A 12,199-nucleotide genomic window follows, 5' to 3' on the forward strand; every position below is an offset into this window, starting at 1 on the left:
TTGCCTCCCGACTGTCTGCTTGTACATTGTTTTCAGCTTATGGCGCGAATGCCTCAGTCGCAAATCAAACCGGCAACATTCGCCCACCCGAGGCGGATGTGGGTTTGAAACGTCACGCAAGCCACGCTAAGAGGCGAGTCGAACGAACTTCTGGGTGGTAGACACTGATGACGCGTATATTTGGCCTGCTGGTTTCCGCACTTGTGTTCTTGTCGGCCTGTGCTCCGCCGCCGCCCGAGTCCGGTGCCGTCGGCCCGAACGGCGAACCGCTGCCCCAGGTTTACCGCATCCGCCCGGGCCAGACCGCCGAGATCCAGTACCGGATGCTCGATGCCGTCAACGCCCTGCGCCAGGCCGCCGGGCGCCCTGCCGTTCAGCTGAACGCGCAACTCAACGCCGCCGCCGCCACCCATTCGCGCGATATGTCGGTCCAGAACCGCCCTTGGCATTTCGGCTCCGACGGCTCCTCGCCGATCGATCGTGTCCGCCGCGTCGGCTACACCGGGCAGCTGGTGGGCGAGAACATCTCGGAAACCTACGAAACCGAGCTCGAGACCCTGACCGCCTGGATGGACGAACCCTCGACAAAGCAGGTCATCATGGCGCCCGAAGCCCGCGAAATGGGGTTCTCGTGGGAACAGGAGCGCAACGGCAAGATCTGGTGGACGCTGGTGATGGGCCGCTAGGCCCACCGCTCACGGCAGGATGCGGATCGGGGTGCCTGTGCGCACCATCGCATAGATCTTTTCCATTTCCTTGTTCCGGACGGAAATGCACCCGGCGGTCCAATCGCGTCCCAACCGGCGTTTGCGGATCCAGCCCAGGTCATTGGGCTCGCCATGAATAAAGATATCCCCACCCGGCTTTTTGCCATGCGCCTTGGCAAAGGCACGGTCCGCCTCGTTGGGGTACGAGATCCCCAGCGACAGGTGGAACGAGCTGTTCGGATTGCGCCGGTCGATGAAATAATCGCCCTCCGGCGTCTTGCCATCGCCCTCGAACTGCTTGTGGCCTGCTGTCGTAAAGCCCAGGTCGACGTCATACGCTTTCAGCACCTTGTTGTGGTGGAAAAGATACATCCGCCGCCGGCTCTTGCTGATCAGGACCTGCGTCACCTCCGGCCCGTCATACGATTTGAATTTGGATCCGCAGGCCGTCAGAAACGCGCTGGCGACCGACAAAAGTAGGAAATTCCTGCGATTCATTGCTCGATAAACCTGTTGCCTGTCCCTGATCGCGTTTTACAGCGTCAACCCCGCCGCGTCATTTCAAATTTACGCCGGTCAGCTTATTTTGCGGCGAATTGCTGCAACAAGCTCAACATGGACTGACCATCGGAACTGGTCCACCGGGCGGACCCACTCCACCACGTAGCCTGCGTCGGTCAGGATCTCCGCATCGCGGGCGAACGTCACCGGATTACAGGACACATAGGCGATTACGGGCACCTGCGCCGCGGCCAACTCACGGCACTGCGCCTCGGCTCCGGCCCGTGGCGGGTCGATCACGACGCCACCAAAGCGCTTCAGATCTTCGGCCAGGATGGGCTGACGGAAAAGGTCCCGCGCCTCGACCGTGACCTGCTTCAGCCGTTCACTGTGCCGCCACCCTTCATCCAGCGCCCGCGTCATCACCGCGCTGCCTTCCACTGCGTGCACCGCCCGCTCCCGCGCCAGTGGAAGGGCAAAGGTGCCACAGCCGGCGAACAAGTCGATAACTGGCTCTGCTCCAGCCAAGATCGCCGCAACCTCGTCCTGCAACAGCCGCTCGGAGTCCTTGGTGGCCTGCAGGAACGCCCCCGGCGGCGGCGTTACGGCGATCCCGTCGAAGTCCTGTATCGGCGGTCGCCGGGTGACCACGGTTTCATCGTCCCAGGCCAGCCTTGCGAGGTCATCGGCCTCGGCCAGTTGCGCCAGTGCGATCCGCAGCGGGCCATCCAGCGGCTTGCCGCCCTCCACGCGCACGTCCAGCCCCGCCTCGGACAGCGTGACCGCCACGCTCAACTCGCCTTTCCGGCTGGTGCCGATCCGGGCCAGCTCCTGCGCCGCTCGGGCGCCCTCCAGCAATTCCGGCGCCAACACGTGGCACTCGCTCAGTTCCACGATCAGGTCCGATCCCTTGGCGTGAAACCCTGCCGTCGCACCCTTCTTGGTGCGCCGCGCCGAAAACCCGGCCCTGCGCCGCGCATTTGCAGGGGAAACCGCGATCTCACGCATCTCGGTCTCGATCCCCTGCGCCGCCAGCGCCTCGCGCACGATCCCGATCTTCCACTCGGCCAAGAAGGCGTCGTCGGCGTGCTGCAATTGGCAACCGCCGCACGATTTGTAGTGCCGGCACGGTGCCTTCACCCGCATCCCGCACGGCTCCACGATCTTCACATCGCGCAGCACATTGCCCTCGAATGTGCCGGTCACCCGCTCGCCCGGCAGCGCGCCGGGCACATAGACCGGCCCCTCGGCAATCCCGTCGCCAAGATGCCCCAACCGTTCGATCACGAATTCGGACATGCCCTACTCCGCCGCCTCGTCCTCGTCCGCATTGATGAATCCGCCCGACTGACGGCTCCAGAACCGGGCGTAAAGCCCGCCTTGCGCCAGCAGTTCGGCATGCCCGCCTTCTTCGACAATTCGACCCTGATCCAGCACGATAATGCGATCCATCTGCGCGATCGTCGACAGGCGGTGGGCAATCGCGATCACGGTCTTGCCCTCCATCATGCCATAGAGCGTCTCCTGTATTGCCGCCTCCACCTCGCTGTCCAGCGCACTGGTGGCCTCGTCCAGCAGCAGGATCGGCGCGTCCTTCAGGATCACCCGCGCGAGCGTGATCCGCTGCCGTTGCCCGCCCGACAGCTTCACCCCGCGCTCGCCCACATGGGCGTCATAGCCCCTGCGCCCCTGCGGATCCTGCAGGTCGAGGATGAACTCATGCGCCTCGGCCTTCTTCGCCGCCTCCAGCATCTGCGCCTCGTTCGCCTCGGGCTTGCCATACAGGATATTGTCCCGCACCGAGCGATGCAGCAGTGAACTGTCCTGCTGCACCATCCCGATCCGGTCGCGCAGACTGTCCTGCGTCACCTCGCGGATGTCCTGGCCGTCGATCAGGATCTGGCCCTTCTCGGCATCGTAAAACCGCAAAAGCAGCTTGACGAGGGTCGATTTCCCGGCCCCCGACCGACCCACGAGCCCGATCTTCTCGCCCGGCTGAATGCTCAGCGAAACCCGGTCGAGACCGCCACTCGCGCGCCCGAAATGGTGTGTCAGCTCCCGCAGCTCGAGTCGGCCGTCCCGCATGTCCAGCGGCCTGGCATCCTTGGCGTCCACCAGCGAGATTGGCTGGGCAATCGTCTCCATCCCTTCGGCCACCACCCCCAGCTGCCGGAAAAACGAGGTCAGCGCCCACATGATCCACCCGGTCATCGCATTCAGCCGCAGGGTCAGCGCAGTCGCCGCGGCCACCACGCCGACACTCGCCTGCCCCTGCATCCACAACCAGAACGCCCAGCCGACGACCGCCACGATCAAAAGACCGTTCAACAGCGTCAGAACCACGTCCATCACCGTGTAGATCCGCATTTCGTTCTGAAAGGTCTGCCGCGCGTGTTCGATAGCGTCCTTGGCGTATTCCACCTCGCGCGTATTGTGCGCGAACAGCTTCACCGAATGAATGTTGGTATAGGCATCCACTACGCGCCCCGTAACCTGGCTCCGCGCATCCGACGCCGCCTTTGACGCCGGCTGCACCCGTTTCACCGTCCAGTGCACCAGCAATCCGTAAAGCGCCAGCCACCCGATCAGAGGCAGCATCAGCCGCGGGTCGGAATCGCTCAGCAATATCCCCGCGCCGATGATATAGGCGATCGAAAACGCGATGGCGTCGAACGCCTGGAACACCGCCTCGCCTGCCGCGGGCGGCGTCTGCATGATACGGTTGGCGATCCGCCCTGCGAAATCGTTCTCGAACCAGCCCACCGATTGCCGCAGTACATGCTTGTGCGCGCGCCAGCGGATCAGCGTGCCGAAGTTCGGCAGGATCGTGTTGTTTAGCAACAGCACGTCGAACGCCTGAATCGCGGGCCGGATCAACAGGATGAACACCGCCACCGCGATGATCTCCGTGCCATACTGCTCCCACACCTCCATCGGGTCGCCCGCCAGGATATCGACGATCCGCCCCATGTAATAGATCAGCCAGATCTCGATCGCGGCCACCACGACCGACATGATCCCGGCCATCCAGAACACCCGGCGAAACGGCACCATGTATAGCCGCATGAACGGCCACAGGCGCGTCGGCGGCCTGTCCGTCTCTTCGTACGACACATACGGGTCAACGAGGTTTTCGAAAATCTTGAACATGGAGGGAACTCCGCGAAGGGAAAGACATGACAAAGGGACGCGACGCCGCGCACGGGATCACTTCTGCGATCCGGCGCTTATGAGCGTTCAAAATCCCCGATAAACATGTCTCAACCTCCATGTGGTGCGGGCAAGATGCCGCCAAACCCGCGCAAAGTCAAATGACCCTTTCATGTCGCGAGGCTCAGCAATGCCTGCCGGTCAAGTGTAAAGCCCGACGCGATCCACGCGTCCTCCAGCGTTTTCAACGCCTTGCCCAATGCCGGGCCTTGCCGTGTCGGCATCAGGTCCTGCGCGCTGACAGGAAAGACCGCATTGGCGCCCAGCTCCGCGGCAGCGAACGCATCACGCGGAACAGGCATCTCGAACAGGGCCGCGCGCAACAGCACGATATCCCGCGCCGTCTCCGACCCGTGGTAATAGCCCAGCGCCTCGGGCGTCTGCGTGCCAGCGGCCTCGTCGCTCAACACCTCAAGCCGTCGCGCGTTCTTGCGGCTCAGCCGCAGTGTCTCGACGGTGCTTTCCCCGCCCAGCGCCGCCAGTCGTCGCATCGCGTCCGCCCCAATTCCGTGCGTCTCTTCCAGATGCACCAGCGGCGCAAGGGCCCGGTCATTTGCCCCTGGCAAAACATGCGCCAACACCCCAGCCTGCCGCATCGCGGCGACGGACGGCGCAGGGTCATGCGCGGCCAGCATCTTGCCCATCTCCGCCCCGATCCGCTCTTTCGACAGCTCGTCGATGCCGTCCGCAAGTGCCGCACAGGCGGCCAGCCCCTCCGGGTCCAAACCGCCGTTCGGGTCGCCATAGACCGCGTGAAACCGAAAGAATCGCAAGATACGCAGGTAATCTTCCCGGATCCGCGTCTCGGCGTCGTCGATGAACCGGATGCGCCGCGCCTCGATATCGGGCAATCCCCCAAGCGGGTCGATCACCTCACCCTTTCGCGTAGCATAAAGCGCGTTCACGGTAAAATCCCGCCGCCGCGCATCGCTTTCCACGTCATCGGCAAAGGCGACCACGGCGCGCCGGCCGTCCGTTTCCACATCCTTGCGAAACGTGGTTATCTCGAACGGCACGCCCCGGCACACCACCGTCACCGTGCCATGCTCGATCCCGGTGGGCACCGGCTTCATCCCCGTCGCTTCGGCCAGCGCGACAACGGCATCGGGCCGCGCATCGGTGCTGATGTCGATGTCGTTCACCGCCACGCCCAACAGCGCGTTGCGCACGCAACCGCCGACCATCAACGCTCGATGTCCGGCTGCCTCCAGCATCCGGCACACATCCTGCGTCTCGTCCGCGTCAATCCAGTCACCCGTCAGCGTCATGCTGCAAACGTACAGCCTCCGCCATCGCGCGCAACATCCGCGCGGTCGCGCCCCAGATGTAATAAGGCCCATAGGGCGCGGCGAAATAGCGCCGCCGCGTCCCGCGCCAGCGCCGGGATTCGACCCTGAACCGGCTTAACTCCAAAACGTGGGCCAGCGGAACCGAGAAGACTTCCTCCACTTCGCCCGCCTCGGGCACCGGCGAAAACGGCCCCGATATCACCCCGATCACCGGCGTCACGTAGAAACTCGTCACCGTCTCGTGCGGCGGCAACGTGCCCAGCACCTCCACCATGTCCGGGGCCAGCCCGATCTCCTCATGCGCCTCGCGCAGCGCGGCGGCCACGATATCCGCGTCGCCCTCCTCCTGCTTGCCGCCGGGAAAGGCCACCTGCCCCGGGTGGTGCTGCAATGCCGAGGACCGCTTGGTCAGCCACAGCCTTGCCCCCCCCTCGGTCTCCTCGATCGGCACAAGCACCCCGGCGGGCCGCAGCTTGCGCCCCTCCGGCAGCACCACATCCGGGTTCAGGTCATAATCCGACGACGGCGCCATGTCGCCCTGCAAGGCAGCGCGCAGCGTCGCGATCAGGTCACTCGTCATCGCCGTCCTTCGTTTCAGCCTCGAACCCCAGCGTCTTGGGGTCCAGCGCGTAATGCGCCCCGCAGAACTGGCAATCGGCGGTCACGATGCCTTCTTCGGTCGTCATCGTCGCGATGTCTTTGGCCGAATAGATCGACAGGCTGCTGCGTACCTTTTCTTCCGAACAGGTACATCCAAACCGCACCGCCTGAACGTCGAACACCCGCGGCACCTCCTCGTGGAACAGCCGCACAAGCAGGTCCGAGGACGACACCGAAGGCCCGATCAGCTCAAGATCCTCCACAGTGTCCAGCAACGTGTTCACCCGGTTCCAGTTCTCTTCGCTGTCCTCGTCCAGGATATCCGAAGCCTGCAACAACCCGTCCTCGCCGCTGCCGCCGCCCCCGTGGCAAAGGGCGACGCCTTGGGCATCAGTTGCAACAACACGCCACCGGCGCGCCAATGCTCGCGCCCGTCGCCTTCGGTCGACCGCCCATAGCTCAGCGCGAACCGCGTCGGCAGTTGCTCCGACTGCGCGAAATACGCCTCTGCACAGTCGCTCAGCCGGTCGCCCGCAATCGGCGTGATCCCTTGGTACGGCGCGGTATCCTGGCCCTGGTCCAGGATCATCGCGAAATACCCTTCGCCCAGCTGCTCGAACGGGGGGGCGTCGGTAATCTGCTCCGGGTCGAAACTGGCATAGGCGCGAATCCATGCGGCCTCGCCTTCCTTTTCCGGAGCGAAGTAATCCGTCGCGATCATTCGCACCGGGCCTTGCGACTGCACCTGCAACGACAGCTTCCAGCGCAGCTTGATCGTCTGCCCGATCAGCGCCGTCATCAGCGCCATTTCCGCGATAAGCGCCTCCACCGGCGCGGGATAGTCATGCTGTTTCAGCACGCCGTCCAACACACCGTCCAGCCGCACCACGCGGCCGCGCACGTCCGACTGGTCCAATTGAAATGGCAGGACGGTATCGTCCCAGGCGATCTTCTGGCCGAGTGTCATCGCGTATCCTTTGGGGGGTTTTCTTGTGCGCCCGTTCTTGGCATATCGCGACTATATATGCGCAACAAGGCATACTCCAAGGGGGGCCGCACCATGCGACGCTTCGGCAAGCCGCCACGGCCAGATATCCGCTACACCCCGCGCCCCGGCGCCTATGCCATCCTGCCGCGCAACGGAAAACTCCTGCTCACCTGGCAGGAAGAGCCCAAGCCCGAGATGCAATTGCCCGGCGGCGGCATCGACCCCGGCGAATCGCCCCTGCAAGCCCTGCACCGCGAAGTGTTCGAGGAAACCGGCTGGCGCATTGCCGCGCCCTGGCGGCTGGGCGCGTTCCGCCGCTTCGTCTACATGCCGGAATACGATCTCTGGGCCGACAAGATTTGCATCATCTACCACGCCCGCCCCGTCCGGCCGCTCTCCGCACCGTCCGAGCCGGGCCATACCGCCTTTTTCGCCGATCCCGAAACCGCCGCGCGTCACGTCGGCAATCCGGGCGACAGGCATTTCGTCAGGGCGCTTTTCCGACTGGCTTGAACTCCAGCAACGCCACCGACACGTCATCGTCGAAATCGTCCCGCCCGGCATACTCCGCCAGCTTCCAGATCACCGACTCCAGAAACGCCATGCCTTCGGTCTGCCGCAGCTCCTGTAGAATGCGCCGCACACCGTCCTCGCCCAACAGCGTGCCCGTGCCATCCGCGCATTCGTCCACCCCGTCGGAATGCAGGAACAACCGATCACCGGGACAAAGCTGCACGTCGAACCGTTCATAGGTTGCGCCGTCGATCAGGCCTACGGGCAATCCCCCGGGGCCTTCGATCTCGACCCGCCCATCAGCGCGCTGGATGGCCGGGCTCGGATGCCCCGCCTGTGCCATGATCACGCGCCCGGTCGCCAGATCCGCATCGGCCAGCAACATCGTGAAGTACAACTCAGTCTCTATTTCACTCAGAAACATCTGGTTCAGGTCCGCCAGCACCTCGTCGGGCGGCCGAGGCAGAAACCCGTCCGGGCCATGCGCCAGCGCCACGTTCTGCTCGGGTGACGTGGCCGAAAGGTACCCCGCCAGCCTTGCGGTCATCAGCGCCGAACTCACGCCATGCCCCGACACGTCGATCGCATAAAGACCGATCCGCGTCTCGCTGACCGGAAAGACCCCCACAAGGTCACCCCCACATGCGCCGCCGAGCGCAACAGCAACGACACCTGCGCCGGCCCAAAGTCCCTGAACCGCTCTGATATCAGGGACTGTTGCAGCTTTTTCGCCTCGATCAGATCATTGTCGAGCGAATCGTAAAGGATCTGCAGCTCTTCTAGCGTTTCGAGCACCAGCCGGTTTGTCTCGCTCAGCTCCCGCTGCATCCGCACGATCCGGTCCCCCGCCGCGATCCGCGCGCGCAACTCACCGGGATTGATCGGCTTGGTCAGGAAATCGTCCGCCCCGGCATCCAGGCCCAGCGCCACCTCTTCCTTCTCGCTTTTCGAGGTGACAAGGATGAAATACCCGTAATCCTCCCGCGGCAGCGCCCGGAAGGCGCGGCACAGTTCCAGCCCGTTCATCCCCGGCATCATCCAGTCACTGATCACAAGGTCCGGCGGCGCCGCTTCGCAAATGGCAAGCGCCTCGGTGCCCGATCCGGCCTCGACCACGTCCAGCCCCAGCCGCGACAGGGCCGCGTTGATGATACGCCGCTGCAACCGGCTGTCGTCGACAACCAGCACACGGCGTATGCTCATCTGATCGGGCGGCGGATCTGGCGCCTTGCTGGGGTGGGCCGACACGGTCTTGCCTATGTGTTTTCGCCCATATGTAACCACGCGCCTCTTAATGCCGTGTGAAGCCTAAAATGCCGTCTAATTCGCCCCCATCCTTCACCCACCCTTAATCCCGCCACGCCTAGCGTCCGGGACAAAGGAGGATGCCATGATCGATTGGAACCGCGTCACCCAGCTGCGCGACGAAATCGGGGCCGAAGATTTCGACGAGGTGGTCGAGATCTTCCTCGAGGAGGTCGAGGAAGAGATCGCGGAACTCCGCGCCAATCCCGCGCCCGAAACGCTCGAGGCCAAGCTGCATTTCCTCAAGGGCAGCGCCCTCAACCTCGGCTTCGACGATTTTTCCAGGCTCTGCAAGGATGGCGAGCTCACGGCCGCGCGCGGCGACGCCACGGATATCGACCTTGCCCATATCGTCGAGACCTACACCTCGTCCAAGACCGAGTTCCTGGGCGAACTGCCCCGCCTCACCTCAGATTAGGAATTCCGCAAGGATCTGGTCACTGGTGATGTCGCGGTGCTCGAATCCGCCGGCGGTCATCTCCGCCTCGATCCGCTCGAAATTGGCCGCGTCACTGGTCTCGATCCCGATCAGGACAGACCCAAAGTTGCGCGCAGATTTCTTCAGGTACTCAAACCGCGCGATATCGTCGTCCGGCCCCAGGATCGTGAGGAAATCCTTCAGCGCCCCGGGCCGCTGCGGCATCCGCAGCACGAAGTATTTCTTCAGCCCGGCGAACCGCTGCGCCCGTTCCTTTACCTCCGGAAGGCGTTCGAAATCGAAATTCCCACCCGAGGTCACGCACACGATCGTCTCGCCTGGGATCACATCTAGGTCCTTCAACGCATCCACCGCCAACGCGCCTGCCGGTTCCAGAACCGTGCCTTCGATGTTCAACATCTCCAGCATCGTCGTGCAGACCCGATCCTCGGCGACGGCAATCACGTTGGCCGGATTTACATCGCGCAACCGTTCAAACGTCCGCGCCCCGATCTGTGCCACCGCCGCCCCGTCGGCAAAGGTGTTCACGGATTTCAGCCGCACAGGCTCCCCGGCTTCCACCGCAGCCGCAAGACAAGCACCGCCCACCGGCTCCACGAACACCATGTTCGCCTCCGGCCCGAAGTAACTGCGCACGCCCGACGACAATCCTCCGCCACCTACCGGCAAAACGATCCGGTCAGGCACCGCGCCCAATTGCGCCTCGATCTCCACCGCGCCCAATTGCGCCTCGATCTCCACCGCGACCGAGGCTTGCCCTTCGATCACGTCCTCATCATCGAAAGGCGACAGAAAATGCCCGCCCACTTCCGCACAATATCCCTGCGCCTGCGCCAGCGTATCGTCGAAATAGTCTCCAACCATGCGGATCGTCACTGCATCGCCGCCAAACTTGCGCGTCTGCCCGATCTTCTGCTGTGGCGTCGTCACCGGCATGAAGATCACGCCCTTCACCCCAAAATGCCGGCACATGAACGCCACGCCCTGCGCATGGTTGCCCGCGCTGGCACAAACGAATACCGGAGCATCCTCGCCCGCGGCCATCACCTTGCGCATCGCGTTGAACGCCCCGCGCAGCTTGTAGCTGCGCACCGGGCTCAGATCCTCGCGCTTCAGATACACCTCCGCGCCGTACTTCTCGGACAGGTGCGCATTGCGCTGCAACGGCGTCGGCTCGAAGACGTGCCGCATTTCGGCCTCGGCGGCCCGGGCTTGGGTTCTGAAATCGCTCATGCCTCGTCCTTCGCCCATCGCGGCCCGCGTGGCAAGCCTCCGCCGCCTTGCCCCGCCTGTGAAAACCCGGTAATCGCCCCTGCAACATCATGCAAAGGGGTACCAAGATGACCGCGCCCAAGAAAGTCGTGCTGGCCTATTCCGGCGGCCTCGATACGTCGATCATCCTCAAGTGGCTGCAAACCGAATATGGCTGCGAGGTCGTGACCTTTACCGCCGATCTCGGCCAGGGCGAAGAGCTCGATCCGGCCCGCAAGAAAGCCGAGCTTCTGGGCATCGACCCCGACAATATCTACATCGAGGATATCCGCGAGGAATTCGTCCGCGATTTCGTCTTCCCGATGTTCCGCGCCAACGCCCTCTACGAGGGCCAGTACCTGCTCGGCACCTCCATCGCGCGCCCGCTCATTTCCAAGCGCCTTGTCGAGATCGCCGCCGAGACCGGCGCCGATGCCGTCGCCCACGGCGCCACCGGCAAGGGCAATGACCAGGTCCGGTTCGAGTTGGCCGCCTACGCGCTCAACCCCGATATCAAGGTCATCGCCCCTTGGCGGGAATGGGATCTGACCTCGCGCACCCGCCTTCTGGAATTCGCCGAGAAGAACCAGATCCCAATCGCCAAGGACAAGCGCGGTGAGGCCCCGTTCAGCGTCGACGCCAACCTCCTGCACACTTCCTCCGAGGGCAAGGTGCTGGAAGACCCGGCTGAACCTGCGCCCGACTACGTCTACCAGCGCACCACCAATCCCGAGGATGCGCCCGACGTCCCCGAACTCGTCGAGATCGGGTTCGAAAAGGGCGACGCCGTGTCGATCAACGGCGAGGCGATGTCGCCCGCCACGATCCTGACCAAGCTGAACGAGCTGGGCGGTAAGCACGGTATCGGCCGGCTCGACTTCGTGGAAAACCGCTTCGTCGGCATGAAATCCCGCGGCATCTACGAGACCCCCGGCGGCACCGTCCTGCTCGAGGCCCATCGCGGCATCGAACAGATCACCCTCGACAGCGGCGCGGGCCACCTCAAGGACAGCCTGATGCCCCGCTACGCCGAACTCATCTACAACGGCTTCTGGTTCAGCCCCGAGCGCGAGATGCTGCAAGCTGCCATCGACAAAAGCCAGGAACACGTCACCGGCACCGTCCGGCTGAAACTCTACAAGGGGTCGGTCAACTGCGTCGGTCGCTGGTCCGATCACTCGCTCTATTCCGAGGCCCACGTGACCTTCGAGGAAGACGCCGGCGCCTACGACCAGAAAGACGCCGCCGGCTTCATCCAGCTGAATGCGCTGCGTCTGAAACTTCTGGCTGCCCGCAACCGCCGCCTGAAAGGTTAAGCAAGGCGGCCCAAACGGGCCGACGAACGTTCGGCCCGTTCACCACGGAGTCCAGCGAAAATGGCACCGTCGGAATACCA

General features: G+C 63.8%; 10 protein-coding genes and 2 pseudogenes. 4 read left to right on the top strand and 8 right to left on the bottom strand.

The features are described 5' to 3' along the window. The first annotated feature begins 167 nt into the window (after window positions 1–167). Window positions 168–686, top strand: coding sequence for a CAP domain-containing protein (locus tag ACSQ76_RS00270; protein WP_437154991.1), 519 nt, complete (start codon window positions 168–170; stop codon window positions 684–686). A 9-nt stretch (window positions 687–695) separates the two neighbouring features. Here the strand turns inward: ACSQ76_RS00270 and ACSQ76_RS00275 are convergent, their stop codons facing one another. From ACSQ76_RS00275 to ACSQ76_RS00300, 6 genes and pseudogenes are all read right to left on the bottom strand, one after another. Further along, entirely contained in the window at window positions 696–1,205 is a 510-nt protein-coding gene (locus ACSQ76_RS00275; protein ID WP_437154992.1) for a L,D-transpeptidase family protein, read from the bottom strand. 78 nt (window positions 1,206–1,283) lie between these two features. Further along, a complete protein-coding gene (locus ACSQ76_RS00280) occupies window positions 1,284–2,507 on the bottom strand; it encodes a class I SAM-dependent RNA methyltransferase (protein ID WP_437154993.1) in 1,224 nt (407 codons plus the stop codon). Window positions 2,508–2,510: 3 nt separating this feature from the next. Continuing rightward, window positions 2,511–4,358, bottom strand: coding sequence for an ABC transporter ATP-binding protein (locus tag ACSQ76_RS00285; RefSeq protein WP_437154994.1), 1,848 nt, complete (start codon window positions 4,356–4,358; stop codon window positions 2,511–2,513). Between the two features lie 170 nt (window positions 4,359–4,528). Continuing rightward, window positions 4,529–5,686: a CCA tRNA nucleotidyltransferase gene (locus ACSQ76_RS00290; protein WP_437154995.1), complete on the bottom strand. Its 1,158-nt coding sequence runs from the start codon at window positions 5,684–5,686 to the stop codon at window positions 4,529–4,531. Then, window positions 5,670–6,287, bottom strand: a complete 618-nt coding sequence (locus tag ACSQ76_RS00295) for a CoA pyrophosphatase (RefSeq protein WP_437154996.1) — start codon at window positions 6,285–6,287, stop codon at window positions 5,670–5,672. Before ACSQ76_RS00295 ends, ACSQ76_RS00290 begins: the two co-directional genes overlap by 17 nt. Continuing rightward, window positions 6,277–7,274: pseudogene (locus ACSQ76_RS00300) on the bottom strand (Hsp33 family molecular chaperone HslO). Before ACSQ76_RS00300 ends, ACSQ76_RS00295 begins: the two are co-directional and overlap by 11 nt. Window positions 7,275–7,367: 93 nt before the next feature. Here ACSQ76_RS00300 and ACSQ76_RS00305 point away from each other — a divergent pair. Next, window positions 7,368–7,808, top strand: coding sequence for an NUDIX hydrolase (locus tag ACSQ76_RS00305; protein WP_437154997.1), 441 nt, complete (start codon window positions 7,368–7,370; stop codon window positions 7,806–7,808). Here ACSQ76_RS00305 and ACSQ76_RS00310 read toward each other — a convergent pair. Continuing rightward, window positions 7,783–9,011 (bottom strand): annotated as a pseudogene (locus ACSQ76_RS00310) (PP2C family protein-serine/threonine phosphatase). The gene ACSQ76_RS00305 and the pseudogene ACSQ76_RS00310 sit on opposite strands and share 26 nt — an antisense overlap. Before the next feature lie 187 nt (window positions 9,012–9,198). Between ACSQ76_RS00310 and ACSQ76_RS00315 the strand changes: the two are divergent. After that, the gene (locus ACSQ76_RS00315) at window positions 9,199–9,531 is read left to right on the top strand and encodes an Hpt domain-containing protein (protein WP_306127264.1); all 333 of its coding nucleotides are present in this window, start codon (window positions 9,199–9,201) and stop codon (window positions 9,529–9,531) included. Here ACSQ76_RS00315 and ilvA read toward each other — a convergent pair. After that, complete coding sequence (gene ilvA / locus ACSQ76_RS00320; RefSeq protein WP_437154998.1) at window positions 9,523–10,785, bottom strand: threonine ammonia-lyase IlvA; 1,263 nt, start codon at window positions 10,783–10,785, stop codon at window positions 9,523–9,525. The two genes, ACSQ76_RS00315 and ilvA, sit on opposite strands and share 9 nt — an antisense overlap. A 107-nt stretch (window positions 10,786–10,892) precedes the next feature. Between ilvA and ACSQ76_RS00325 the strand changes: the two genes are divergently transcribed. Beyond that, entirely contained in the window at window positions 10,893–12,119 is a 1,227-nt protein-coding gene (locus ACSQ76_RS00325) for an argininosuccinate synthase (RefSeq protein ID WP_437154999.1), read from the top strand. Window positions 12,120–12,199: the final 80 nt, after the last annotated feature.

Origin of the sequence: Roseovarius sp. B08, from assembly GCF_051417955.1 — a bacterium.
Taxonomy (GTDB): Bacteria; Pseudomonadota; Alphaproteobacteria; order Rhodobacterales; family Rhodobacteraceae; genus Roseovarius.

Coding starts and splice junctions, on each gene's coding strand:
- ACSQ76_RS00315 (WP_306127264.1), top strand. CDS start 9,199: ATGATCGATTGGAACCGCGTCACCCAGCTGCGCGACGAAATCGGGGCC.
- ACSQ76_RS00325 (WP_437154999.1), top strand. CDS start 10,893: ATGACCGCGCCCAAGAAAGTCGTGCTGGCCTATTCCGGCGGCCTCGAT.
- ACSQ76_RS00285 (WP_437154994.1), bottom strand. CDS start 4,358: ATGTTCAAGATTTTCGAAAACCTCGTTGACCCGTATGTGTCGTACGAA.
- ACSQ76_RS00290 (WP_437154995.1), bottom strand. CDS start 5,686: ATGACGCTGACGGGTGACTGGATTGACGCGGACGAGACGCAGGATGTG.
- ACSQ76_RS00270 (WP_437154991.1), top strand. CDS start 168: ATGACGCGTATATTTGGCCTGCTGGTTTCCGCACTTGTGTTCTTGTCG.
- ACSQ76_RS00305 (WP_437154997.1), top strand. CDS start 7,368: ATGCGACGCTTCGGCAAGCCGCCACGGCCAGATATCCGCTACACCCCG.
- ACSQ76_RS00280 (WP_437154993.1), bottom strand. CDS start 2,507: ATGTCCGAATTCGTGATCGAACGGTTGGGGCATCTTGGCGACGGGATT.
- ACSQ76_RS00295 (WP_437154996.1), bottom strand. CDS start 6,287: ATGACGAGTGACCTGATCGCGACGCTGCGCGCTGCCTTGCAGGGCGAC.
- ilvA (WP_437154998.1), bottom strand. CDS start 10,785: ATGAGCGATTTCAGAACCCAAGCCCGGGCCGCCGAGGCCGAAATGCGG.
- ACSQ76_RS00275 (WP_437154992.1), bottom strand. CDS start 1,205: ATGAATCGCAGGAATTTCCTACTTTTGTCGGTCGCCAGCGCGTTTCTG.